The organism is Pseudomonas sp. GW704-F2 (assembly GCF_059423025.1).
Map to the genome: position 1 here is coordinate 18,197 of NZ_JBWKXO010000047.1, position 25,669 is coordinate 43,865.

Annotated in this window: 23 protein-coding genes; 14 read left to right on the plus strand and 9 right to left on the minus strand. The window is 61.7% G+C overall.

Annotated features, from left to right (window positions below):
• Positions 1-108 precede the first annotated feature (108 nt).
• From AC07W0_RS26845 to AC07W0_RS26855, 3 genes are all read left to right on the plus strand, one after another.
• A complete protein-coding gene (locus AC07W0_RS26845) occupies positions 109-2,658 on the plus strand; it encodes a fimbria/pilus outer membrane usher protein (RefSeq protein WP_256580885.1) in 2,550 nt (849 codons plus the stop codon).
• Positions 2,659-2,671: 13 nt separating this feature from the next.
• Complete coding sequence (locus AC07W0_RS26850; protein ID WP_102618559.1) at positions 2,672-3,637, plus strand: fimbrial protein; 966 nt, start codon at positions 2,672-2,674, stop codon at positions 3,635-3,637.
• A 168-nt stretch (positions 3,638-3,805) separates the two neighbouring features.
• Positions 3,806-4,603 carry a DNA/RNA non-specific endonuclease gene (locus AC07W0_RS26855; RefSeq protein ID WP_102618558.1) on the plus strand — a complete coding sequence of 266 codons (798 nt, stop codon included), beginning with the start codon at positions 3,806-3,808 and terminating at the stop codon, positions 4,601-4,603.
• Positions 4,604-4,627: 24 nt separating this feature from the next.
• Here the strand turns inward: AC07W0_RS26855 and dmeF are convergent, their stop codons facing one another.
• Both dmeF and AC07W0_RS26865 read right to left on the minus strand, forming a co-directional pair.
• Entirely contained in the window at positions 4,628-5,548 is a 921-nt protein-coding gene (dmeF, locus tag AC07W0_RS26860) for a CDF family Co(II)/Ni(II) efflux transporter DmeF (RefSeq protein ID WP_102618557.1), read from the minus strand.
• Positions 5,545-5,820: a metal/formaldehyde-sensitive transcriptional repressor gene (locus AC07W0_RS26865; RefSeq protein WP_017849380.1), complete on the minus strand. Its 276-nt coding sequence runs from the start codon at positions 5,818-5,820 to the stop codon at positions 5,545-5,547. The genes dmeF and AC07W0_RS26865 overlap by 4 nt, the downstream gene beginning before the upstream one ends.
• Positions 5,821-5,959: 139 nt before the next feature.
• Between AC07W0_RS26865 and AC07W0_RS26870 the strand changes: the two genes are divergently transcribed.
• Entirely contained in the window at positions 5,960-7,171 is a 1,212-nt protein-coding gene (locus tag AC07W0_RS26870; RefSeq protein ID WP_102618556.1) for a YeeE/YedE family protein, read from the plus strand.
• 54 nt (positions 7,172-7,225) lie between these two features.
• On the opposite strand, the gene AC07W0_RS26875 is transcribed toward AC07W0_RS26870, so the two are convergent.
• From AC07W0_RS26875 to AC07W0_RS26900, 6 genes are all read right to left on the minus strand, one after another.
• Positions 7,226-8,266 carry an alpha/beta hydrolase family protein gene (locus AC07W0_RS26875; RefSeq protein ID WP_102618555.1) on the minus strand — a complete coding sequence of 347 codons (1,041 nt, stop codon included), beginning with the start codon at positions 8,264-8,266 and terminating at the stop codon, positions 7,226-7,228.
• Between the two features lie 145 nt (positions 8,267-8,411).
• Entirely contained in the window at positions 8,412-10,433 is a 2,022-nt protein-coding gene (locus AC07W0_RS26880) for an FIST N-terminal domain-containing protein (protein ID WP_017849377.1), read from the minus strand.
• Between the two features lie 341 nt (positions 10,434-10,774).
• Positions 10,775-11,131 (minus strand): VOC family protein, encoded by a 357-nt coding sequence (locus tag AC07W0_RS26885; protein ID WP_017849375.1) that lies wholly within the window; start codon positions 11,129-11,131, stop codon positions 10,775-10,777.
• A 75-nt stretch (positions 11,132-11,206) separates the two neighbouring features.
• Entirely contained in the window at positions 11,207-12,457 is a 1,251-nt protein-coding gene (locus tag AC07W0_RS26890; RefSeq protein WP_102618554.1) for a flavin-containing monooxygenase, read from the minus strand.
• Between the two features lie 88 nt (positions 12,458-12,545).
• Positions 12,546-12,995, minus strand: coding sequence for a type II 3-dehydroquinate dehydratase (locus tag AC07W0_RS26895; protein WP_102618553.1), 450 nt, complete (start codon positions 12,993-12,995; stop codon positions 12,546-12,548).
• Positions 12,996-13,049: 54 nt separating this feature from the next.
• Positions 13,050-13,472 (minus strand): RidA family protein, encoded by a 423-nt coding sequence (locus tag AC07W0_RS26900; protein ID WP_017849372.1) that lies wholly within the window; start codon positions 13,470-13,472, stop codon positions 13,050-13,052.
• Between the two features lie 196 nt (positions 13,473-13,668).
• On the opposite strand from AC07W0_RS26900, the gene AC07W0_RS26905 reads away from it, so the two are divergent.
• The 9 genes from AC07W0_RS26905 to AC07W0_RS26945 all read left to right on the plus strand — a co-directional run bounded on the left by AC07W0_RS26905 (position 13,669) and on the right by AC07W0_RS26945 (position 23,881).
• Positions 13,669-14,643 (plus strand): LysR family transcriptional regulator, encoded by a 975-nt coding sequence (locus AC07W0_RS26905; RefSeq protein WP_017849371.1) that lies wholly within the window; start codon positions 13,669-13,671, stop codon positions 14,641-14,643.
• A 313-nt stretch (positions 14,644-14,956) separates the two neighbouring features.
• Positions 14,957-16,474: an amino acid ABC transporter permease/ATP-binding protein gene (locus AC07W0_RS26910; RefSeq protein ID WP_102618552.1), complete on the plus strand. Its 1,518-nt coding sequence runs from the start codon at positions 14,957-14,959 to the stop codon at positions 16,472-16,474.
• Between the two features lie 25 nt (positions 16,475-16,499).
• The gene (locus tag AC07W0_RS26915; RefSeq protein WP_017849369.1) at positions 16,500-17,372 is read left to right on the plus strand and encodes a phytanoyl-CoA dioxygenase family protein; all 873 of its coding nucleotides are present in this window, start codon (positions 16,500-16,502) and stop codon (positions 17,370-17,372) included.
• Between the two features lie 28 nt (positions 17,373-17,400).
• Positions 17,401-18,231, plus strand: coding sequence for an ABC transporter substrate-binding protein (locus tag AC07W0_RS26920; protein WP_079444401.1), 831 nt, complete (start codon positions 17,401-17,403; stop codon positions 18,229-18,231).
• 50 nt (positions 18,232-18,281) lie between these two features.
• The gene (locus AC07W0_RS26925) at positions 18,282-19,013 is read left to right on the plus strand and encodes a class II aldolase and adducin N-terminal domain-containing protein (RefSeq protein ID WP_017849367.1); all 732 of its coding nucleotides are present in this window, start codon (positions 18,282-18,284) and stop codon (positions 19,011-19,013) included.
• Between the two features lie 9 nt (positions 19,014-19,022).
• Positions 19,023-19,700, plus strand: a complete 678-nt coding sequence (locus tag AC07W0_RS26930; protein WP_017849366.1) for a DUF1028 domain-containing protein — start codon at positions 19,023-19,025, stop codon at positions 19,698-19,700.
• Entirely contained in the window at positions 19,697-20,848 is a 1,152-nt protein-coding gene (argE, locus tag AC07W0_RS26935; protein ID WP_102618551.1) for an acetylornithine deacetylase, read from the plus strand. The genes AC07W0_RS26930 and argE overlap by 4 nt, the downstream gene beginning before the upstream one ends.
• Positions 20,849-20,886: 38 nt before the next feature.
• A complete protein-coding gene (locus tag AC07W0_RS26940) occupies positions 20,887-21,582 on the plus strand; it encodes a tRNA (adenine(22)-N(1))-methyltransferase (RefSeq protein ID WP_102618550.1) in 696 nt (231 codons plus the stop codon).
• A 241-nt stretch (positions 21,583-21,823) separates the two neighbouring features.
• A complete protein-coding gene (locus tag AC07W0_RS26945; protein ID WP_017849363.1) occupies positions 21,824-23,881 on the plus strand; it encodes a methyl-accepting chemotaxis protein in 2,058 nt (685 codons plus the stop codon).
• Between the two features lie 24 nt (positions 23,882-23,905).
• On the opposite strand, the gene AC07W0_RS26950 is transcribed toward AC07W0_RS26945, so the two are convergent.
• Entirely contained in the window at positions 23,906-24,052 is a 147-nt protein-coding gene (locus AC07W0_RS26950; RefSeq protein WP_102618549.1) for a DUF2986 domain-containing protein, read from the minus strand.
• A gap of 134 nt (positions 24,053-24,186) precedes the next feature.
• On the opposite strand from AC07W0_RS26950, the gene AC07W0_RS26955 reads away from it, so the two are divergent.
• Positions 24,187-25,368: a PDDEXK-like family protein gene (locus AC07W0_RS26955; protein WP_102618548.1), complete on the plus strand. Its 1,182-nt coding sequence runs from the start codon at positions 24,187-24,189 to the stop codon at positions 25,366-25,368.
• The last annotated feature ends 301 nt before the right edge of the window (positions 25,369-25,669 follow it).

A 25,669-nucleotide genomic window follows, 5' to 3' on the forward strand; every position in this document is an offset into this window, starting at 1 on the left:
AAGGGCTGTTAGTTTTAACGGCTACCTGTTTCGTTAATGCGTTGGATCAACCGCCCTTTGGTGTTGGGGTGGCGGGCACTGTGTTGCCCGGATTGCGGGGCTTCTTATATGAACGCTATAAATAATGGAATGCTACGCCTGAAACTAAAGGTGCTGGCCGCGCATGCACTCAAATGCATGATAGGCATTACGCTGTGTTCGTCCAATGCGCTGGCGCGTGAGTATTTCAATGCCAGTGCCTTGGAGATCGACAATGCAGAACAAACGTGGGTCGACCTCGACGCATTCTCCAATCAGGGCGGGCAGTTGCCTGGAAGTTATTCAGTGGACCTCTACTTGAACGACCGACGAATAGCCAGTCGCGATATTAACTTCGTTGCGCTGGACGGTCTGTTGCAACCTGAACTTACCCCACGACAATTACAGGAGATGGGCGTCAAGTTGCAGGCGTTTCCTGCGTTGCGCGAACTGCCCCAGGAAACCCCCATCAGCAACCTGCAGGCATACATTCCAGATGCGGGCAGCGTGTTCAACTTTCATCAGCGCCGTCTGGACATCAGCATTCCCCAAGCGGCGCTCACCCGTGAAGCACGCGGGCAGATTGATCCTGAACAGTGGGACCAAGGCCTGCCGGCCGCGCTGCTCAATTACAGTTTCAGCGGCGCGAACACCCGGCGCGAAGGGCGTTCCGGCAGCGATGACAATTACTACCTGAACCTGCGCAGCGGGTTGAACCTGGGCGCCTGGCGGCTACGTAACTACTCGACTTACACCCAAGGTGACAGCCGAGCCCAATGGGCCAGCCTCAATACGTACCTTCAGCGTGATGTGCATTCGTTGAAGAGCCAGTTGGTCGTGGGGGACAGCTTCACGCCGGGGGAGTTGTTCAACAGCGTGCAGTATCAGGGCATTCAATTGGCCTCGGACGACAACATGTACCCCGACAGCCTGCGTGGGTTCGCTCCGGTGGTGAGAGGCATCGCCCGCAGCAACGCCCAGGTGACGGTGCGCCAGAACGGTTACATCATCTATCAGACTTATGTGCCCGCCGGCGCATTCGAAATCACGGATTTGTACCCCACGTCTTCCAGCGGCGATATGGAAGTCACCATCACTGAGGCCGATGGCAGCGTGCGCAGCTCGATTCAGCCTTTTTCGGCGGTGCCGGTGATGGTCCGGGAAGGGCGCTTCAAGTATTCGCTGGTCGCGGGCGAATACCGTTCGACGGCGAGCAAGAGCAGCACCCCCGCATTTGCCCAGGGTACGCTGATTTACGGGTTGCCCGGCGACACCACCGTGTACACGGGTGTCCTTGCCTCGGCGAAGTATTCGGCGACGTCCTTGGGCGTCGGCCACGGGTTTGGCGAATGGGGCTCGCTTTCCATGGATGTGAGCCAGGCCCGCACCGAGTTGCGCCAGGGTTCCCGGCACGATGGCCAGTCGGTGCGCTTTCAATATGCGAAGGATATCGCGGCCACCAACACCACGTTCACCCTGGCCGGTTACCGTTATTCCACCAGCGGTTATTACGATTTCCAGGAAGCCAATGAGATCGACCCCGGCAACTTCAATGACTGGCGACGCCTGTATAACCGGCGCAGCCGTGCGCAACTCAATATCAACCAGTCCCTGGGCGAATACGGCAACTTTTATATCAATGGCTATCAGCAGGACTTCTGGCGACAAACCGGTTACGAACGGAGCCTGAGTGCCGGTTATAACCTGAGCCGGGGCGGCGTGACCTACGGTTTGAGTTATGCCTACACGCAGACCCCCGCGTATAACGGGCGCAAGCGCAATGACCAGCAACTGGCATTCAATATCCAGTTGCCGTTGGGGAGTGCTCTGCGTAATAGCTGGGTGAATTACAACCTGAATACCGATGCACAGGGAAAGACCGCCCACGAACTGGGGCTCAGTGGCGCGACGCTGCCGGACGATAATCTGATCTACAGCGTCAGCCAGGGCTATGCCAGCCCAGGGCAAGGCAACAGCGGCAATGCTCACGCGACGTATAAAGGCGCTTACGCGGAAACCAAGCTCGGTTACAACTACGAGCGACACTCCCGACAACTCAACTATGGCGCACAGGGTGGCGTCGTTGCGCACCCGTTCGGCATCACCTTCTCCCAACCCCAGGGCGAAACCATGGCGCTGGTGCGCGCGCCTGGCGCTGCCGGGGTCAAAGTGCAAAACAACACTGGGGTCAATACCGATTGGCGCGGTTATGCGCTGGTTCCTCATGTCAGCACCTATCGTCGCAACCGCATTGCGTTGAGCACCGAAACACTGGCCGATGACATCGACATCGAGGCCAATACCCAATCGGTCATCCCGACCCGTGGCGCCTTGGTGCTCGCGGATTTCCAGACCCGCGTCGGCAGCCGGGTACTGATGGCCCTCACATATCAGGGAAAACCCGTCACGTTCGGCGCCAGCGCAACGCTGGTGCAAGAGTCGACGACGTTTGCCAGCAGCGGCATTGTCGGCCTGGAAGGGGAGGTTTATCTAAGCGGCATGCCGGAACAGGGTGAAGTGAAGGTTCAGTGGGGCGAGCAAGCGGACCAACAATGCACGGCAGCTTTTGTTTTACCGATATCCATTGAAGGGTCGCAGCCTTTTTCAATCATCAGGACGTTATCGGTGTCATGCAATTAATCGAGGGCTTTTTATGCTGGGTGTACAACGGACGCTGATTAGGTTTTTCTGTTTTGGCAGTGCGGCATGGGCTTTAACGGTGTTATCGAATAACGCATTGGCATCGTGCCGTTTTTACAATGGCGTGTCGTCGGCGTTGACGCGAACGGTAAATTTTGGAACGTTGATTGTCCAGCGTGATACTCCCATCGGCACGGTTTTGGCAACCGCCAATACCGGCGCCTACAATGGTGGCCGGTATTTTTACGGCTGCAGTGTGAATTATGTGCATCGCTTTGCAATGGAACAGTTCAGAGTCATCAGTGCATATGGGAATAACGTATACAACACCAATATAGCGGGTGTGGGGATTCGTGTATTATTCTTCGGCGGCGCTATGCCTTACGATGTCAACTTTAACGGGCCCAGCACTGTTGCGCTGCCTGAACCCGGAATTACCGTGCAGTTGGTAAAAACCACTTCGGGGGCAGTTGGGGCCGGTGTTCTGACGAATGGAAGACTCGCCTCAGGCAGTATCGTTAATTATTTTTATGCTGCTTACGCCAGCCTGTCCGGCACCAATACCATCATTCCCGTCGCTTGTTCGGTCTCCAATACGTCCATCCCTGTGCCCATGGGCAATGTGCCGCGAAGCCAGTTCACCGGCCCGGGAAGCGCGGGAGATGAAATCAACTTTTCCATCCCGCTCGATTGCGATGCCAATACACGGGTCAAAGTTGCCCTGGATGGCAACGCCCACAGCTCCGGGATTGCTGGGGTGCTGGCACTGAATGCGTCTCCTACCGCCGCAACCGGGGTTGGCGTAAGGCTCTACTACAACAATGCCCCCGTCACGCTTAGAACGCCGATTGCCGCGGGCACTACGGTCAGCGACGGCCCCTATGCAATCCCGTTGGTGGCACGTTACTACCAGACCGATGCCAGCGTTACCGCCGGCCAGGCCAACAGCACCGCGACGTTTACCATGACCTACAACTGACCAAACCCGAGGGTCGGACGTAGCGCTGCGGGGTGTCGGAATTTTCTGCTGTAATGCCGGGGCTAGAGCAGGCGCAGCCCTGCGGCACTAACCTGGTTTTTCACGGTCAACAGCCCCCGCACCATCGTTGATGGTTGTCGGTTTATCCTCAGCCAAAAGATCTAGAACATGTACCTACGCAACATTGCAGTCGGGCTGTCGGCCCTTGTTTTACTCTCGACCGCGGCCCATGCCCGCAGTCTGCCTGACCTCTACACGGCCACCGAACAACGTGCCTCCTTTGATGGCTGTGCCGATCTTTTCCCCGCCGCCAAACCCATCAACACTGCCACCGTGCCCGCCAGCATGCGGCCCCTGGCCCTGTGTTCGGACAATTTTGCGGTGCTCTATTCGCAGACCAGCAAGACGCCGCTGGTGGTGGTCGAGCGCCTGAACGCCGAGCAATTGCAGGATGCCAAGGGCGAGGAGCGCACCAACCTGTTCTACCCCGACCCGCGCATCCCCAAGGATGGCCGTGCAGAGTTGAGTGACTACCACAGCCAGCATCCGGCCTTCGACCGTGGCCACCAGTCGCCGGCCGCCGACGCACCGAACGCCCATGCCATGGCGCAGTCGTTTGCACTGTCGAACATGGTGCCGCAAGACCCTACCAACAACCGTAAGATCTGGAGCAAGGTCGAGGCGGATGTGCGCAAGTTCGCCAAGCGCGCTGGCGGTGATGTGTTTGTGTTCACCGGCCCGTTGTTTGACCCCGGCTACGGCACCATCGGCGACAACCAGGTCTGGGTGCCGACGCGCCTGTTCAAGCTGGTGTACGACGCTTCGTCGAAACGCGCCTGGGCTTACGTGCTGCCCAACGCGCAGACGCGCATCCAGCGGCCAATGGACTATGACGCGTTCGTGAAGAGTACCGGGCTGAAGTTGCTCGGTAATCTTCCGGTCTCCGGGTCAGTAGGGCGCACGTAAGAGGGGGCGTCACCCGGCGTCGCGCTACGCCACATCGAGCGTGCGAAACTCGACGGTGAGGTGACTCACTTCATGCACCGGTTTGAGGCGCTCGCGAATGCTGTCGGCATCCGCTGTGGAGCGGCCGACAACGCTCACGATTGCCGCATGCACACCGGGCCCTACCTGCCAGACGTGCAAGTCGGTAATCGTCGCGTCGCCCGGTTGTTCCACCAGCTCCCGGATCTCCGCAGCAACATGCTCATGGGTCTGATCGAGTAGTACGCCGGCAGTCACGCCCATCAAGCTCCAGGCCCAGCGTGCGATCACGATGGCGCCGACGATACCCATCGCCGGGTCCAGCCAGACCCAACCCAGGTACCGCCCCGCCAGCAGCGCAGCGATTGCCAGCACCGAGGTCAGTGCATCGGCGAGAACATGCACATAGGCGGATCTCAGGTTGTTATCGTGGCCATGGTGGCCGTGGGCATGTTCGTGTTCGTGGTCATGCCCGTGGCTATGACCGTGGCCGAGCAACAGCGCACTGACGATATTGACCACCAGCCCCACCACGGCAATCAACGTCGCGGTGCCGAACTGCACGTCGGTCGGTTGCAACAGGCGCATGACCGACTCGATGCCAATGCCCAGGGACACCAGCGCCAGGATCAGCGCCGAGGCAAAGCCGCCCAGATCACCGACCTTGCCGGTGCCGAAGCTGAAACGCGGGCTCGACGCATGGCGTCGGGCATAGGCGTAGGCCGCGGCGGCGATGCCCAACGCACCCGCGTGGGTGGCCATATGAAAACCGTCGGCCAGCAGGGCCATCGAACCGGTGAGGGCGCCGGCGGCGATTTCCGCGACCATCATCACCACCGTCAACATCACCACCCATAAGGTGCGCTTGGCGTTTTCTTCGTGGGCCGAGCCGAGGAAGACATGCTCGTGGGTATGATCAAGGCTCATTTGGAGTACCGCCGAATGGCTTCAAGCAACTCTTCGACGCCCTGGTTGCGTTCTTCCTCGCTGAGGGATGGGTCCGCCACATGCGCCCGGGCATGTTCTTCGATGATTTCTTCCATCAAGCCGTTGATGGCGCCGCGTGTGGCGGCGACCAGGTGCAGGGTCTTGGCGCAATCGCTGTCCGATTCCAACGCTCTTTCCACCGCTTGAATCTGACCGGCAATGCGCTTGACGCGCTTGATCAGACTGTCTTTATTGGCCGCTATATGGCTCAAAATATACCCCCCCTACCTATGAGGCGCGGAGCATGGCATACCCCTCCCCCCTATGCAATCTTCCGCCGAGAGACAGGCCCTCTCGGTTTATACTCGACGATCTGGTCATCAACCCCCTTCAAATGAATTGAGATACCTCATGAGCACCTCTCTTTCCACAACCTCTGCGCGCAAGCCTGTCGCGCCCCTGGTGGCCTTTGCGCTCCTGGTGCTGGGCGCCGTATTCCTGCACAACCTTGTCGGCATGCGCCAGGTGCTGTTGCTGGTCGTCGGCGCCGCGCTGGGCTTGACCCTGTACCACGCCGCCTTCGGTTTCACCTCGGCCTGGCGGGTGTTTATCAATGACCGGCGCGGCGCCGGTTTGCGTGCGCAAATGGTGATGCTGGCGATAGCGGTATTGCTGTTCTTCCCGGCGCTGGGGGCGGGCACGTTGTTCGGCCAGCCGGTGGTCGGGCTGGTAGCGCCGGCCGGGGTATCGGTGGTGTTCGGCGCATTTATTTTCGGCATCGGCATGCAGCTGGGCGGCGGCTGTGCGTCGGGCACCCTGTTCACCGTGGGCGGCGGTAATGCGCGCATGTTGGTGACGCTGTTCTTCTTTATCTGTGGTTCGTTGATCGCCACGCACCATGTGGGCTGGTGGTTTGCACTGCCGGCGTTCCCGGCGACGTCGATCGTCAAAAGTGTCGGCGTCATGCCGGCGCTGCTTCTGAACCTGGCGGTGTTCGGCCTTATCGCAGCCGTCAGCGTGCGCCTGGAAAAGGCCCGTCATGGTCAACTGGAAGCCGGCGTGACCAGCGAACACCAAGGCTTGCGCCGTTTCCTGCGTGGCCCCTGGCCCTTGGTGTGGGGCGCGATTGGCCTGGCCCTGCTCAATTACGCAACCCTGGCCCTGGCCGGGCGGCCTTGGGGCATCACCTCGGCGTTCGCGCTGTGGGGCGCCAAGGTGGCGAGTGGCCTGGGTGTGGAGGTGGGCAGTTGGGCGTTCTGGCAAATGCCGGGCAACGCCAAGGCTCTGGCCGCGCCGGTGTGGGAAGACATCACCAGCGTGATGGACATCGGCATCGTCCTCGGTGCGCTTCTGGCCGCCGGTCTGGCCGGGCGTTTCGCCCCCAACCTGAACATTCCTGCGCGCTTGCTGATAGCGGCGGTGATCGGTGGCCTGCTGCTCGGTTACGGCTCGCGCCTGGCCTACGGTTGCAACATCGGCGCGTACTTCAGCGGCATCGCCTCCGGCAGCCTGCATGGCTGGGTGTGGCTGGTGGCGGCGTTCATCGGCAACAGCGTCGGCGTGCGGTTGCGTCCGTTTTTCTTTGCCGGCGAGCGGCCGCAGGTGGCGTTGAGCGGGTGCTGAGAATGCTCGCACACGTGCTGCCCCGATGCGCTTTGTCTTGAGCCGCCCTTTGTTTTAATTGTGCGGTGTCGGCTGCAGAAACTGTGTGATCAGCGCGACGACCTGCTGCTGGATCACCTGCCGTGGCCGCGCGCCGTCGCCGTCCCGGCAGATCACGCCATCGCCTGGCGAATCTTCCTCAATCAACGCCACCGCGCCGGGCTTGCAGCTCGACATAAAGCTGAAGTGGGTGGCGTCGCTGATCGCTACGTAGCGCGTCGAGGCTGTTGGCAGGCGCCTGGCCAAGTCGGCGGACTCCAACTCGGCGGGCATATCCTCCGAGGGCACGCCCCCCGCAATCACCAGCGTCGGCACTGACAATGCGGCCAGACTGGCGTCGGTCATGCCGCGTGACAGGCCCAGGTCCAATGACACCACGGCGCTGACGCGCTTGTCGCGCAGGTCCGCGGCCAGTTGGGCCTTTGCGGCTGGCGTGTTGGCGGGGTTGATCTGGTGGTAGACGATGCAACCGCCCAACTTCGGGTGTGCGTCGCAGTCCTGGGCGAAAAGGTCGGGGTCGAACCGTGCCCCGGCGAGTTCCATCACGGTCCAGCCACCGAGGGAATGGCCTGCCGCAGCGATCCGGTTTTTGGCGACCGCGCCAAATTGCTTCGGCTGCGCCAGCACCGCATCGATGGCCCGGCTCACGTCTTTGGGCCGTTGCCATAACTGCGCGGCGGCTTGCGGGCTGCGATCCCTGGTGGTGGTGCCCGGGTGATTGACCGCTGCGACGATGTAACCCCGGTGCGCCAATGCACTGGCCAGCCACGCCTGATTGCCCCAATTACCGCCGTAACCGTGGGAGAGCACAACCAGCGGATGCTCGCCGCTCGCCGGCGGTGCGTTGGGCACCGCGAGGGCGCCGATAAAAGCCACGTTGTCGGCGATCGGTTCGGCGGTTGCGGTGGTGGTGGCGGGGTACCAGACGACCATCTCCAGCGGACGCTCATGGTGAGCATCGGCCAGCGTAGCGGTTTGGAAGCCGATGGCGTTGTCGACCGCGAGCGCGGGCGTGGTCAGGCAGATCAGGAGCAGAGCGGTGAGGGCGGTTTTCACGGTTTTTATCGTCCTTGATGTGAGCGCCGCATCATAGCCTGAAAGGCGGCCCAGCCAGATACTCGCGAGCAGCCCAACACGCGCGACCTCTGGCTGAACACGCTGTTCCCGCTACTCGAACATCCGACGTCGACCCCGTGGGGGCCTACGCGTGCGTAAGTCCAGTCAGCGTATCCGCAATCGTCTTGGTCCGTTGCGCGGTCCCCTCGGTGGCGCGGCTTGACGCCTCCAGCGCATCAAGCATTTCGCGCAAGGCGCCGACGCCGCTGGACTGGTCTTCAATCTGCTGGGCAACACGCTGGATTTCGCCGGACAGCAGGTCGATATCCACACCGATTTCCGCCGCATTCTTGCGGGTGATTTCCGCCAGCTTACGCACCTCATCCGCCACTACCGCAAAACCGCGGCCCAGGTCGCCTGCGCGCGCGGCTTCGATGGCGGCGTTGAGCGCCAGCAGGTTGGTCTGGCCGGCGATTTGCTGAATCACCTGCACAATCGACTGGATACGCAAACTCGAACCGGCCAGGGTCCGCGCGCCGACTACGGCATCGTCCGCCTGGCTGGACAAGCCCTCGACCGTCGCCCCGGCCTTTGCAGACACGCTGTTCTGCTGGTCGATGGTGCCCACCAGTTCGTCCATCGAGGCGTGCAATTCGCCGGAGTAATGCTTGATCTGCGAGGCGATTTCCGCCTGTTGACGTTCGGCCTGGGCCAGCACTTGGCCGAGGTCTGCCAGGCCCTCGAACACCGGCAGGATATTGCTGTCCAGCCCGCGGGTATTCAGGGCGCCGCTGAAGTCATTGTTTTTGAACGCGGCAATCTGCTTGACCACCACATGGTTTAATCCGGCCAGCTTATTTACCTGGCGGCGTAGGAAGAAGGCTTTGAACTCGCCGTAGTGCGCAATGAAGTTGTCCAGGTATTCGTCGCTGTAGCTGGCGCCCTTGGCCACTCGAAAGAAGAAAATCGCGGTCAGGGTCTGGTTCAGGTTCAGGCCAAGGATTTCACCGAAGGTCGACAGCCCCGCCAGCGGCACATCGCCAAACGTCCCGGCCATGCCGCCCAATTCGCTGGGGTTGTTCAGCCTGCGCAAAATGCAGTCATTGAGAATGCCCGCCACCGGCTGGCCGCCCTTGCCGCGCAGGAACTGCGCGTAGTCGGTGCGGGTGGCCTCACGCAACGGCGTGCGCCGCACCATCACCAGCTCCTCGCCGGGGGCCACGTCGCAATACAGCTGGACGATCTGCTGTTCATAGTCGATCCGTGCGATGGAGCGCACGAACAATTCATTGCCCACGCGGATAGCAAACGAGAAATCCGCCAACTTCGCTTCCAGCGCCTGGGGCGCGCAACTGAACGCGTCACACAGCGCCTGCACCATGCTCTTGATATTGCCCGCGCTGTCGATCACCTGGTCAATCGTGCGGTCCTCTTCGGAGGCGGTCAGCACGCTGAAGGTCAAGTCAGCCGGTTTGAAATTCTGGCTTTTAAATACGCCAAAACGCACATTCGCGGCGGTTTTCAGGAACACGATCTGTGCGTGGTTCTGATAACTGCGCTGGCCGTCATGGATCAGGGTTTTCTGGAAATCCAACTTACCCCCGGCCGAACCGCCGACAAACAGGCAGGGGAAGCGCCCCGACTCATACAGCGCCTCCATGAAAAACGACTCCGACGCGGACAGCCCATCGAACACCACATAGGCCAGGGTGTCGCGATGGTCGATCGGCGTGTGTGCCTGTACCCGCTTGATATTGCTCGTCAGCTTGGCAATCCGCTCCTTCATCCCCATGCGCTTGCCGCCGCTGCGGATGTCCTCACACTCCAGCGGCACCATCACCACCTCGGCCGAGGCGATCAGACTGTCGTCGAACAACTGCAGGACAATCCGGTCCCAGCGCTCGCCGGTGGTGCAATACAGCGAATTCGCCGCGTTGCACAACTCGCCAGCGGTGGTACACAGGCTGATGCTGGTGTGGGGAAAGCGACGCTTGAGCTTGGCGGCAATCTGGTCGATGTCCAGGTGCGGAGAGATGAAACCGGTGATCAGCACGGGCGCGATGCGCAGGTTGGCCAATGAGGACTCCAGTTCATTGGCGGTGCAGGTGAGGGTGGCGGTGCCTTGTCGATCGGCCCGGGCTTTTTTTAGAAGGTTGAGTGGGTTCATGGCGGCGGGCTCGATCCAGTGAGGGGCGCATGCGTTGGGCTTGCGGTTAATCAAGTTATCGGCCGATAGGGCGGGGGCTGGAGCAGTAACAGAGGGGGTGCGACAAAGTGAACAGGACAATTTATTGCCGCCATTTAACTGGCGAATAAGTGTGCCCCCTTTATCGCGGATCAGTGTAGGCGTTGACTGACAACTTCACCGGTCTTGACACCTTCCAGCCAGATTTCCCATTGATTGAGGCCAATATACTTTGCGCGCGCAATTGTCTTTTGGTCGCGGGCGCCATTGAACTCAAGGTCGGCAAACATAAAGCGTCGAAGCCGCCGGTATTCCAACTGGATCTACGGTTGCGCGGTCCACACGGCCAGTTCATAGCCGTCGGGATCAATGAAGTGGAACCTGCTTCCACCGGGGAACGCAAAGGTTTCGCGGGAGATCACCGCGCCCAGAGCCTTGAGCCGCTGTTGCGCGTCTGCCAGATTGTCCGAATACAAGATGATTAAAGGGCCGCCCGGTCGAACCGGCTCCCCGGTGGTGAAACCACCGGTCAGCCGGCCATCGCTGAATTCGGTATAGGTCGGGCCGTAGTCGACGAACGTCCAGCCGAAGGCGTTGCCGTAGAAGGCTTTGCTGCGGGCAATGTCGCTGACATTGAACTCGATATTGTCGATCTGTCGATCTTGACCACGAACGCTCATGGTTGCCTCCTTGGCGAATGTCCAAAGCGGCGATTGTAACGGATCGAGCGTTGAAATGGCGCTGGGAGCAAGGCGCTAAGCCTTGCCATACGCCATGTACTCGTTCTGCAACACGATGTGATCCGCCACGTACTTCGCATCATGCCAAACCCCATAGATAAACGACGACGCCCGGTTTACCAGGTTTGGCAGGCCCAGGAAGTAGATCCCGCTCTGTGCCGAAATCCCGCGTTTGTGGAACGGTTCGCCGTTCTCGTCGAACGCATCCACCTTCAACCAACTGAAGTCGAACTTGAAGCCGGTGGCCCATAGAATCGTGGTCACGCCGGCTTCGGCCAGGTCCAGGCTGAGGGTCGGGTTCAGCAGGCATTGCGGGTCGGGCAGCAGTTCCCAGGCTTGCGGTTCTTCGGGGAACGGCAAGCCGTTTGCCTCGATGTACGCATCGGCGTCGCGCAGTACGTCGAAGTACGCCCGATCGCCCTGCGCCACGTTGGCGGCCAGGCCTGGGGCGAAGGTCATGACGCCTGCGTTCCACTGTTCGGTGACGCCCACCAGGTTGATCCCTTGATGCGCGAGGCGGCGGAAGTCGACGGTCTTGCCGCCTTCGTAGCCGCTGACGGCAAAGGCCACGTGTTTTTTCTTCGGCTGGATTTTGACTTCGTCCCACAGGCCCAGGGCGCCGAGCCACCAGCAGTAGTCGCGGCCGCGGTAGGCGCGGGGAGGGCGGTAGTGTTCGCCGACCGAGAGGTACACGGTTTTGCCGGCCTTTTGCAGTTCTTCGGCGATTTGCGTGCCGGAGGCCCCGGCGCCGACCACCAGCACGGCGCCTTCGGGCAGTTGGCCGGGGTTCTTGTAGGCGCAGGAATGCAACTGATGCAGCGGCGCGGTGGCGGGGACGATGTCCGGGATCGAGGGGCGTTGGAACGGGCCGGTGGCGGCCACCACGTTAGCGGCCTCGATCACGCCCGCCGAGGTGGTCACCTTGAAGCCGGGGCGCCCGACATGGCGCTCCACTTGCTGCACTTCGACGCCGGTACGCACCGGGGCGTTGAGCATTTCGACATAGGCTTGGAAGTAGTCGGCCATGCGCTCCTTGGGCGGGAAGGCTTCGGGGGAGATGCCCTCGAATTTCAGGCCGGGGAAGCGGTCGTGCCAGGCCGGGCCGTTGGCGACCAGCGAGTCCCAGCGCTCCGAACGCCAGCGCTCGGCGATGCGGCTGCGCTCCAGCACGATATGCGGCACGCCCATCAGGGACAGGTGTTCGCTTATGGCGACGCCGGCCTGGCCAGCGCCGACTACCAGGGTGTTGATGGTTTCTACTGACATAGGAAGGGCCTGAATAGTAAGAAGTCTGTCTGAAAAGAACGGGCGCGGTCGCGGTGGACTGCCAATGTGGACGCGTGGGTGATTCCGTTCACTGCGGCGGCTCTGCGAGCAGTTCGGCCACCGCCGTGAGTGCCAGTTGGTAACCCAGCGCGCCCAGCCCGGCGATCACGCCGGTGGCGGCTTTGGACACGTAGGAGTGATGCCGGAAGCTTTCGCGCTTCCAGATATTGCTCATGTGCGCTTCGATGATCGGGCCGTCGAACGCCAGCAGCGCATCGAGGATCGGCACCGAGCTGTAGCTCAGCCCGGCGGCGTTGATCACGATGGCGTCGGCGTTCAGGCGGGCCTCTTGAATCCAGTCCACCAGCACGCCTTCATGGTTGCTCTGGCGAAAGTCCAGGGTCAGGCCCAACTCCGCGGCGTGGCCCTGGCAACGCGCTTCGATGCTGGCGAAGCTGGCACTGCCGTAGGTGCCGTCCTTGCCCAGCCCGTAGAGGTTGGCGTTGGGGCCATTGAGGAAGTACACGGTGTGGGGCATGAGGTTCTCCGGCTTATTCGGCGAGGTGCAGCACGAGGTGGGCGTCGGCCGCCTTCATACGCTCCAGTCGTCCGGCACCACGGCGATCACATCGATCTCCATCAACCACTCCGGTTGGCCGAGGCCGGAAATCACCAGCCCGGTGGAAATCGGGAACACGCCCTTGAGCCATTTGCCGACCTCCTGGTACACCGGCTCGCGGTAGCGCGGGTCGATCAGATAGGTGGTGGTCTTGACGATATGGGACAGGTCGGAACCCGCCTCCTCAAGCAGTTGCTTGACGTTTTTCATGGCCTGTTCGGCCTGGGCTCGCGGGTCGCCGAGGCCGACCAGGTTGCCGTCGAAATCGGTGCCGATCTGGCCGCGCACATAGATGGTGTTGCCGGCGCGCACGGCCTGGCACAGGTCGTTGTCCAGCGCCTGGTTGGGATAGGTCTGTTTGGTATTGAACATGCGGATACGGGTATGGGTGGGCATGGCGAGCGACTCGTCGGAAGCGGGATGCAATCAGCTTCACATCGCCGGTCGCCGGACGAAACCAGCATTTGTGCGGGGTAGTGCTTAGGAAAAACCGAAGCCCGTGCAGGTCATCGCCCTGCGCAGGGCCCGCGCCTATCCCGGCATGAACCCTGCAACGCGCTGGGCATACAGTCATTACCGAGGTACAGGCCTGATGCTCAGTCGTATCACTCAGCGCCAACTGGAATATTTCGTCGCGTCGGGCGAGGCCGGCAGCATCAGTGCCGCGGCTGAACGCATCCATGTCTCGTCGCCGTCGATCTCGGCGGCGATCACTCACATGGAGGCCGAGCTGGGCATCCAGCTGTTTATCCGGCATCACGCCCAGGGCATTTCGCTGACGGCAGTGGGGCGCCTGGTGATGCAAGAAGCCAAACAGATCCTGGAGCAGGTGAGCAACCTCTACACCATCGCCTCGGAGTCGTTGAACACCGTGCGCGGGCCGCTGCGCGTGGGTTGCCTGGAGTCGCTGGCGCCGATGATCACCCCCGAGCTGGTGTTTGGTTTCGGTCGTGCGTTTCCCGGCGTGCGCCTGACCCAGGCCGAAGGCAACCACGAGGAACTGCTGGAAAAACTGCGCAGTGGCGAGCTGGACATCGCCCTGACCTACGACCTGGTGACCAGCCCCGACATCGATTTCCAACCCCTGGCGCACCTGCCGCCGTATGTGATGGTCGGCGAGTACCACCCGCTGGCGAGTTTGTCGGCGGTCAGCATGCAGGACCTGGAGGCGTACCCGGTGGTGCTGCTCGACACGCCCTGGAGCCGCGACTATTTCCTCAGCCTGTTTATGCAGGCAGGCACCACGCCGAACATCATCATGCGCTCCACCAACCTCGAAACGGTGCGCGCCATGGTCGGCAACGGGATCGGTTATTCCTTCGCGAATGCGCGGCCCAAATCGAACCTGTCCCAGGACGGCAAACGCGTGATCCGCCTGCGCCTGGCGGGCGCGCACCGGCCGATGAAGCTGGGCTACGCCACGGCGAGCAACACCCAGCTGTCGCGTGTGGTGTCGGCGTTTGCCGAGCGCTGCCGCATGTTTGTGTCCGACCAGTACATCCCCGGCATGGCCCCGCCGAGCTTTTTTGACCCGCATGCGGTGCGCTCGCTCAGCAGTGTGAGCTGAATTTGCACCAAAAGGTGGCGTGTTCGGCGCGGTGAGTTCAGGCGCGCACCCTTTCGGTCAGGGCCTACAGCCTATCCAATGTGGGAGGGGGCTTGCCCCCGATTGCAGTGGGTCAGCTTGCTGATGCGCCGCTATCGGGGGCAAGCCCCCTCCCACATTGATTTTTGGTGGTTTCGAGGGCGGCGGGGGGCTGCGTAGGTTCTGCCTACCCAGTGGACCGGGTTTTACGAATTGACCCCAAGGGCCCGTCCCCACGACTCTGATTTCATTGACGCAGATCAATTTCCTTCTTTTGGGGCAGGGCAGCGCGACGATGACATTCGATTGGAATTATATGTTGGGTCTGCTGGGTGACGCCGAGTTCTGGCGCGCAACGTGGACGGTGATCAAGCTCAGCACCCTGACCTGGGTCTTGAGCATCGGTCTGGGCTTTCTGCTGGCGCTGGCCAAGCAATCCAGGCATGGGCTGCTCAGCGTTCCTGCGCGTGGCTATATCTGGCTGTTCCGCAGCCTGCCGTTGTTGGTGTTGTTGATCTTTATCTACAACCTGCCGCAAGCGCTGCCCGGCACGTCGGCGATTCTGGCCGACCCGTTCTGGTCCGGCCTGTTGGCCCTGGTGATCTGCGAAACGGCGTATGTGGCCGAGATCCATCGCGGCGGTCTGCTCTCGATCCCCAAAGGCCAGGGCGAGGCAGCGCGGGCGTTGGGCTTGAAGTTTTTCGGCACCCAATGGCGCGTGGTGATCCCCCAGGCCGTGCGGGTGGCGCTGCCGTCCCTGGCCAACGAATACATCTCCATCGTCAAGCTCACCTCGCTGGTGTCGGTGATCTCGCTGACGGAAATCCTGATGGTCGGCCAGCGCCTGTATTCGCAGAACTTCCTGGTGATCGAAACCATGGCGGCGGTGGCGTTTTTCTACGTGTTTATCGTCACCGTGTTCGACTTCCTGCTCAAACGCCTGGAGCGCTTTCTCGACGTCAACCAACGCAATGTGTCGCGGGTTCCCGATGCGGCGGTGCTGGCGCTGGTCACGCAACAACGGGTTGCGCTGCAACGCCCGGCAACCACCGGGGCCCCGGCGCTGCAAGCCACGCGGCTGCACAAGGCCTACAACGACATCGAGGTGCTGGGCTCGGTCAACCTGCAGGTCCAGCCCGGTGAAGTGGTGTCGGTGATCGGGCCGTCGGGGTCGGGCAAAACCACCTTGATTCGCCTGCTCAACGGCCTGGAGCAACTGGACAACGGCGAGATCAGGATCAATGGTCAGCCGTTCATCCACCTGAACAAAACCGGCGCGCAGAAACCGCAGTACGTCGAACACGCCGAGCATCGCCTGAACATCGGCATGGTGTTCCAGAGCTTCAACCTGTTCCCGCACTTGAGCGTGCTCGACAACCTGCTGATGGCGCCGAAATACCACGGCCTGGGGCGTACCGACGCGCTCAAGCAACAGGCCTACGCGCTGCTGCACAAGGTTGGCATGCTCGACCACGCCTGGAAGTACCCGCACCAACTCTCCGGCGGCCAGCAGCAACGCGTGGCCATCGCCCGCGCGTTGATGATGCGCCCGCAGATCATGCTGTTCGACGAGCCCACCTCGGCGCTCGACCCGGAGAAAGTCAACGAAGTGCTGCAAGTCATCGAAGCCTTGGCCGAGGAGGGCATCACCATGGTGATCGTCACCCACGAGATGAATTTCGCGTTCAAGGTCTCCGATCGGATCGTGTTCATGGAGAAGGGGCGTGTGGTCTGCGACGACACGCCTGCGGTATTGCGCAGCGGCCAGAACCCACGCGTGGAGGCGTTCCTCAAGGACGTCTCGCTGGCGTGACCCTCTAACGTTCAGGAAAAACAAAATGATCGAGCAACATCAAATCGAGCAGTTCCAGCGCGACGGCTACCTGGTGGTGGAAGGCGTGTTGTCGATGGACGAAGTGGCCGCGCTGCAGCACGACTTCGACCAATGGGTAGAAGAAAGTCGCCGCCATGACCAGGGCTGGGGCACCACCGTGGATGGCCGCGCACGCTTCGATCTGGAGGGCGACCATCGCGCCGATCACCCGTCGCTGCGGCGGGTCAGTTCGCCCACCGAGATTTCCCCGGTGTATGAGCGCGTGGCGTTGCATTCACGCATGGCGGCGATTTCCGCGCAGTTGATCGGCGCCAGTGGCACGCGCTTTCACCACAGCAAGATCAACTCGAAGCTGCCCCGCACCGCGACCCAGGTGAAGTGGCACCAGGACTTTTTATTCACGCCCCACAGCAACGACGACATCATCACTGCCTTGCTGATGGTCAGCGAAGTGACCCCGCAAAACGGCCCGCTGAATGTGATCCCCGGCAGCCATAAAGGCCCGTTGTGGTCGCACTGGCAGAACCAGCGTTTCACCGGCGCGGTGGACGACGCCGTGGTCGCGCAACACTGTCGGCAACCGGTCGCCTGCTACGGCCCGGCCGGTTCCGTGTGCTTCATGCACACCCGGCTTTTGCATGCCTCCAGCCCTAACGAGACCGAACTGCCGCGCACCCTGTTCATCAGCGTCTACGCCGCTGAAGACGCGCTGCCATTCGGCGAAAACCCTCTGCCCAGCGCACATGCCGGCCTGCTGGTGGCCGGTGAAGAAAGTGGCTTGATACGTTCCACGGACAACCAACTGCGCTTGCCGCAGAAACCCCGTGGCGCGTCTTTCTTCGTGCAACAGGCCGGACAAGATTCTGCCACTGCCTAACTTCCCAACCCCCTTGCAGGTATTGACCATGACAGCGTTTCGTAAAAGTGTTCGTCCCCTTGCCGTGTGCCTGCTGGGCGCAGCGGTTGCGATGACCTCGTTGGCGGCTTCGGCGTTCCAGCAGGACGGCAAGATCATCGCCGGTTCCGATGTGACGTTCTTCCCCTATGAGTACATGGATAACAACAAGCCAGCGGGCTTCGATATCGAGTTCATGGACGGCCTGGGCAAGGTCATGGGGCGCAAGGTCGAGACTCTCGACACGCGTTTTCCCAACCTGATCACCGGCCTGCAGGCCGGGCGTTTCGATGTGACCAACTCGTCGATGTACATCACCGCCGAGCGGGTCAAGGTCATCGACATGATCCCCTACCTGAAAAGCGGTGAGTCGATCCTGACCCTTAAGGACAGCACCTTCCAACCCAAGACCCCGGAAGAATTCTGCGGCCACAAGATCGGTTCCATGGGCGCTACGTCCTGGCTCGCGCAGATGAACAAACTGTCGGCCGAGTACTGCGTGGCCAAGGGCTTGAAGCCGATCCAGATCAGCGAGTACAGCACCGACCCGCAAACCACCCAGGCGCTGCTGGCCCATGCGGTCGAAGCGCAGATCACCGACGCGGCCGTGGCCCGTGGCGTGATCGACAAGCTCGGCAGCCGCGTGGTGATTTCCTCCGACGCCTTGATCTACCCGGTGCTGAACGGCTTCGGCGTGAAGAAGGGCAACGACACGGTGAAAAAAGCCCTGCTCGATGGCCTGGAGAAGTACCGCGCCACGCCGGAATACGCGGCCTTGCTCAAGAAGTACAACTTCGAGGCCCCCACCGATGCCGACCTTGCGGCGCTGATGCCCAAGTAAGCCTATTGCGCGGCCGCCGTCTTGCGGTCGCGCCCTGCGGAGACCGATCCATGGCGTTATCCCTCGAAGAACAGACGCGCATTGACCTGGCAGTGACCTTTCGCATCGTCGCCCACCTGGGTATGCACGAAGCGGTGGCCAACCACTTCAGCGCTGCCGTGTCGGCCGATGGCAAACAGTTTTTGCTCAACCCGAAGTGGAAGCACTTCTCGCGCATTCGCGCCAGCGACTTGCTGCTATTGAACGCCGATGACCCCAGCTGTGCCGACCACCCGAACGTGGACGCCACCGCCTGGTCGATCCACGGGCAGATCCACCGACTGCTGCCGCACACCCGCGCCGTGCTGCACCTGCACCCGGTCTACACCACGGCGGTGGCGTGCCTGGCCAAGCCGCACATCCCGGCGATCGACCAGAACACCGCGCGCTATTTCAACCGCGTGGCGGTGGACGAACTCTACGGCGGCATGGCCGATACCGAAGCCGAAGGCGCGCGCCTGGTCGGCCTGCTCGACGGCAAGAGCCGCCTGTTGATGGGCAACCACGGCGTGATGGTGACCGCTTCGTCCATCGGTGAAGCGTTCGACGATATCTGGACCCTGGAGCGCGCCTGCCAGATCCTCGTCACGGCGTGGTCCACCGGGCAGCCGCTGCGGGTGTTGTCCGATGAAGTGGCGGAAAAAACCGCGCGAGGCTGGGAAGGCATTACTGATTTCTCGCGCCGGCATTTTGAAGAAATGAAGCAAATGATGATCGATGCCGATGCGTCGGTGCTCGACTGAGGAAGCGCTATGACCTTTTCCGTTGTTGCCCGCTGTGCCGAGACGGGCCAGTTGGGGATCGCCATCAGTTCGTCGAGCATCGCCGTGGGCGCACGTTGCCCGTGGCTGCGCCCCGGTGTGGGCGCGGTGGCGTCGCAGAACATCACTTTGCCGAGCCTGGGCCCGCAGATTCTCGACCTGCTGGAGCAGGGCATGACGCCGAGTGAAGCCGTGGCGGCAGTGTTCGCCGGGCAGGACCATCGCGACTATCGGCAGGTGACGGTGATCGATAGGCTGGGCCGCACCGCGCACTTCAGCGGCGCGCAGACCCTCGGCCTGCATGCCGCGCAGAGCGGCGAGCAATGTGTTGCGGCCGGGAACATGCTGGCCAATCCCGGTGTGATTGCCGCGATGGTCGGCGCGTTCGAAAACGCCTCGGGGCATCTGGCTGACCGGCTGCTCGCCGCGATGCACGCAGGCCAGGCCCTCGGCGGCGAAGCGGGGCCGGTGCATTCGGCAGCCTTGGTGGTGGTCGACGATCTGCTCTGGCCCATCGTCAATCTGCGCGTGGACTGGGCCGATGCCGAGCCGATCGGCGCCCTCGATCAGTTGTGGCAAGCCTATCGCGGGCAACTGCAAGACTACCTCGACCGCGCCCTCCACCCGCACATCGCGCCGGGCTATGCGGTGCCGGGAGATGACCGATGAGCCACAGCCGTGACCTGCTGGCGCAACTGGTGCGCTTCGACACCACCAGCCGCGAATCCAACCTCGCGTTGATCGACTTCGTGCGTACTTATTTGCAGGGCCACGGCGTCACCTGTGAACTGGTGTTCAACGAACACAAGAACAAGGCCAACCTGCTGGCCACCATCGGCCCGGCGGATGTGCCCGGCATCGTGTTGTCCGGGCATACCGATGGGGTGCCGGTGGACGGCCAGCGCTGGAGCGTGGCGCCGTTCGACCTCACCGAACAAGACGGCAAGTTGTACGGGCGTGGCACCGCCGACATGAAGGGCTATATCGCCTGTGTGTTGGCCTGTGTGCCGGCGTTGGTGCGGGCGTCGTTGCGCATGCCGGTGCATATCGCGCTGTCCTATGACGAGGAGGTGGGGTGCCTGGGCGTGCGTTCATTGATCGAACGGTTTTGCGCGCAGCCGGTCAAGCCGCTGTTGTGCGTGATCGGCGAGCCCACCGAGCTCAAGCCGGTGCTGGGGCACAAAGGCAAATTGGCCATGCGTTGCGATGTGCATGGCGCGGCGTGTCATTCGGCCTATGCGCCGTCGGGCGTCAACGCCATCGAATACGCGGCCTGCTTGATCCGGGAACTGGTGCGGCTCGGTGAAGAACTCAAGGCGCCGCAACACCTGAACGCGGCGTTCGATCCGCCGTTTTCCACGGTGCAAACCGGGGTGATGAGCGGCGGCAAGGCGCTGAATATCGTGCCGCAGCAGTGCAGCTTCGATTTCGAAGTGCGCTCGCTGCCGGCCCAGGATCCGTGGCAGGTGGCGCACCAGTTACGGTTGTATGCCGAGCACACCCTGCTGCCGGCGATGCAGGCGGTGAGTGCGCAGTGCGCGATCGGTTTCAGTGAGTTGTCCAGCTATCCGGGGTTGGCGACTTCGTCGCAAAGCCAGGCCGCTGAGTGGGTCGCGCAGTTTTGCGGTTCGCGGGACTTCGGTACCGTCGCCTTCGGCAGCGAAGGCGGGTTGTTCGATCAGGCGGGGATTCCCACCGTGGTGTGTGGGCCTGGCAGCATGGAGCAGGGGCACAAGGCGGATGAATTCATCAGCCTGCAACAACTGGATGCCTGTGATCGAATGCTGGAGCGGGTGGTGGAGTTTGTGCGTCAATAGCCCTCGCACTGACACTCGTGGTGAAGAAGGGGCCCCAGTTGAACGAACACACATTGTCCATGCGCCTGGAACGCGTGGCGGCGCATGTGCCGGCCGGGGCGCGGTTGGCGGATATCGGCTCCGACCATGGCTACCTGCCGGTGGCGTTGCTGCGCCGCGGCCTGATCGCGGCGGCGGTGGCGGGGGAGGTGGCCGCGACGCCATTCCAGGCCGCCGAACGCACCGTGCGTGAAAATGGCCTGGAGCGACATGTCAGCGTGCGCCTGGCCGATGGCCTGGCAGCCATCGAACCCGGCGACGCGATCAGTGCGATCAGCGTCTGCGGCATGGGCGGCGAGACCATCCGCGACATCCTCGACAGCGGCAAGGCCTATCTCACTGGCCAGGAGCGCCTGATCCTGCAACCCAACGGCGGTGAACAACCGTTGCGCCAATGGCTGATGGACAACGGTTACCGCATCCTGGTCGAAGAGTTGTTGCGGGAAAATCGCTTCTACTACGAGATCATCGTCGCCGAGCGCGCCGAACCGCGGGTGTACAGTGCCGAGGAGTTGTACTTCGGCCCGCTGCACCTGCAGGCCCGCAGCCCGGACTTCCTGGCCAAGTGGCAACGCCTGCTGCGGCAAAAGCAGAAAACCCTGGCCGGTTTCGAACACGCCCGCCAGGCGTTACCGCCGGCCAAGGTGCAAGAGGTCGCCCAGCAAGTGCGGTGGATCACCGCGTTGCTGGCGTGAGCGCAGCGGGTTGATCGAACCCACTCGCTACGCGGTCGTTCCCGACGCTGAGTGCTTTCGCCCCATCTTCGCGCACGGCACACGATTTTTCGGGTGTCGCACCGCCTGTTCAGGGGGGCGCTCTCTGCGGCCCGTATCTTGCTTGAGCCTTCCCAATCAATGACATGGCACTTTGCTGTTAGTCATTTCAAGGCGTCACCCATCGTTGCCGCGTGTGGGTGGTTTTAGGGAGTAGTCGGCCATGCACAGTCTTTTGTCACCCGGTATCCGCCTGCTCGGACGTTTCGGCTTCGCACGCAAATTCCAGATTCTGTTCATTCTGTTCATGCTGCCCTTGGCCGGGAGCCTCTGGATGATCGGGCTGGACTATCGCGACAAACTCGCGGTGATTTCCAGCGAAAAGTCCGGCGTTTCTCAACTGCTGACCCTGGACGCGCTAGATGGCCAATTAACGGCCCAACGCAACCTGGCGTCGCGCTGGAAAGCGCTGGACCTGCTGCGTGAACCGACTCCCGCAGCCAAGGCGGCGATGGACCAGGTGGATGCGAACAACCCGCTCATCCTGCAAAGCCTGCAAGCCCTGGGCGACGCGCTCAAGAAACAGGGCGCGAGCGCCGATACCCTGGCCCGCTTCGATGCGTTGCAGGCAGCGGTCAAGGGGATGGATGTGCAATCCCTGCGCACCGTCGGCTGGTGGCCAGACGGCTACGACCGCTTCACCTCGGCGCTGAGCGCCATGCAAACCCTGCGTGAACAGATCACCCTCGACGCCGGCCTGATCCTCGACCCCTGGTTGGAGACTTACCTGCTGATGCAGATTTCCAGCCAGCACACGCCGGACCTGATCGAGCGTATCGGGCGCATGGCCAGTATCGGTCAGTCGTCCATCGCCTCGGGCCAGTTCACCTTGCAAAGCCGCTTGCAGATGCGCGACCTGCGCGGTCGTATCGGCGATGCGCGGGACCAGTTGGTCAAGGCAGCGGCATCGCTCAAGGCCAAGCCATACGCCGGCCTGGAACCCTGGACCGCGCAGTACGACAACAGCCTGCAACAACTGGACAGCGAGCTCAAAGTGCTCGACGACGGCGTGTTTGGCGGCACCATCAAGCTTGACCCTGCCAGTTTCGAGCGCAGTGTCGACACCATGCTCGGCAGCCTGGGCGCGTTGCGCAAGCAATCGCTCGGCTCGCTGGATGCGCGCCTGACCCATTACCACGACCGCTCCTTGCAACAATTCATCCCCGTAGCGGCTGTTTTCAGCCTGCTGGCCCTGGCGGCGCTGTACCTGTTCATGTGCTTGCAAGCCTCGATCCGCCGCAGTGCCAGCGGTATCACCACGCTGGCTGAGTCGTTGCGCGACGGCAACCTGTGTGTGGAAGTGGCTGTGGACGGTCGCGATGAGCTGGCGGCGATCAGCGCGGCGCTCAACGTGGCGGTGGTGCAACTGCGTACCAGCCTGCTGGGGGTCAATCACGAGACTCAGCAACTCGGGTCGGCGGTGCTTACGCTCAATTCGCAGTCGGGCAGCACCCTCAGCGACGTCGAAGACCAGCAACACCAGATCAGCCAGATCGCTGCGGCGGCGACGCAATTGGCCGCCACCTCCATGGGCGTCGCCAAAAGTTGTGAGCAAGCCTCCGGCAGCGCCCAACACACCCGCCGCATCGCTGAAGACAGCAGCCGCGACAGCCAGCGCACCACGGCGAGCATCCAGCAACTCAACCAGCGCCTGACCGACACCGCCAACGCCCTGGAGCAAGTGAGCCAACAGGGCCAGCAGATTCAGTCGGTGGTCGACACCATTCGAGGCATCGCCGAGCAAACCAACCTGTTGGCACTCAACGCCGCCATCGAAGCCGCGCGGGCCGGCGAACAGGGCAGGGGGTTTGCCGTGGTCGCCGATGAAGTGCGCAGCCTGTCGCAACGCACTCAGGCCTCCACCGCGCAAATCGCCGGCACCGTCGACAGCCTGCGCGCCACGGTCAGCCAGGCCGTCACACTGATGAGCGTCGCCTGTGCCCAGGCGCTGACCGATGCCGAATCCGTTACCGGGCTGGGCGCGCGGCTGGGCGAGATCGCTGGAGCCGTGCAGAACGTCACCGACACCCTGGCGCACATCGCGGCGGCGGTGGAAGAACAAGCGACGACGGCGGACGAGGTGAGCGGCAATATCCAGCAAGTGGATCAGGCGGCAGGGCGCTTGCTCGATGGCGCGCGGGCGGTGAATCAGGCAGCGGATACGTTGAGCAAGGGCAGCCGTGCGCTGAGTGACAACACCGCACGTTTCCGCCTGAGTTGAATAGGCCGCCGGGTGTAAGCCGGTCTAGTTTGTGTCCTGACTGGACTTTACCTCGAGTTTCAATCGGTCAGCCTTGCTGATGTACTTGTCCTTGGTTTTCGGCGCCAATTTGGCGCTGGCCTTTTTCGCGTTGGCCTTTAATAGCTGATTGATCTTTTTACGACGGTTCATGTTGGTCTCACCCACCTGGTCAATTCTCGAATGATATCAGCTAAAAACAATGGGCCCGATTTTGACGGTGCGGTGTCATAAAATAGTGGCACAATGCCTCATTCTCAGGCATCGCAAGCACAAGGAGATGAGCCTTGCACCTATTGATCACTCGCGCCGCCTCACTCAGGGCCACGCTTCATCGCCCTGAACCCTTCAACCTGTTCACGCTGTTGCGCAGCGCTTCGGACGAGGTCCGCCTGCACTCTCGCTACCTGGCTTTTTTGCTCAACCCCAAGGGCGCCCACGCCGCGGGCGGGAAACTGCTGGAGCTGTGGCTCGCGGCGTTGAATATAGAAGGCTTCGATTGTCGCGCTGTCACGGTGGATGTCGAGTACCGCAATGTCGACATCCTGATCCGCAACGGCAAGCGCCAGGCGATCATCATTGAGAACAAGCTCAACGCCGAGGACCAGGACGCCCAGTTGCACCGTTATCTGGAAGCGCTCCAGGGCGAGGGCTACCAGACGTTCCCGCCGTTGTACCTCACCCTGGACGGGCGCGACGCCGACACGCGCAGTTGCCTGGGCATCGACTACCAACGCATCAGCTACGCCGCCGACATCCTGCCTTGGCTTGCGCAATGCCAACCTTGGGTGATCCGCGAAGCGGGCGTGCGAGAAAGCCTGCTGCAGTACATCGACCTCATCGCAAAACTGACTTTCCAGAACCAAGGACACGCCTACATGGACGCGCTCAAGCAGACGTTACGCCAGGACAACAACCTGCTCGTGGTCAAGGACCTGCAGAGAGCCTTCACCGAGACGCTCAAAGACCTGCAACTGGAACTCTGGCAAGCCGTTGCCAAGTGCGTCGAAGATAAATACCCCGCGCTGCCCAAGCCCTCTGAAGCGCCCACCGCGGCGGTTATCGACCGTTACTACAGCGCGGCCAGGGATAACCGTTATTACGGCCTTCACTACGAGCTGGGCTTTATGGCGGGCTCGGTCTACATCGAGCTCAATCATCGCTTCTATTGTGGCTATTGCTGCGATGCCGAATCCCATCCTCGCGATTTCGGGCAACTGGAAATGTTGACGCTGTTGTTGGAGAACGATGGTGTCAGCGACAATGGCTTGCTCTGGCGCTTCACCACCGAACTCAATATGAAACACCCCAGCGACGAGCACCTGATGACACTGCTTGCATCGGGGACGCGAGCGCAAGCGGCAGAGCGCATGGCAGACGACCTGTACGACCTCTGGTACAAGGCGCATGAACTCTACGGCGCAGCAGCGTCGGGCGCGGGCCGCATGGCGGTCGATCAGCCAGGTTAGGCTTGGGGCCGCGCGGCTGGACAGCTACTTGCCCTACTCAGACTCCTGAGCCTGAGTAGGGAAAAGAATTTTGATCTGGGGGTTGACCGCGTAATTTAATCCTGTATTATTTGCCTCCCGCTAACGAGCAGTTCGCTGCTGGTCTGGCTTAAGTAATTGATTTTGTTGATAAAATTAAAAACTTTTAGGGTTGCTACTTCGAAGAGTGTGCTGTAGAGTGCGCTCCTCGGTTGAGACGAAAGATCTTAACCAACCGCTCTTTAACAACTGAATCAAGCAATTCGTGTGGGTGCTTGTGGAG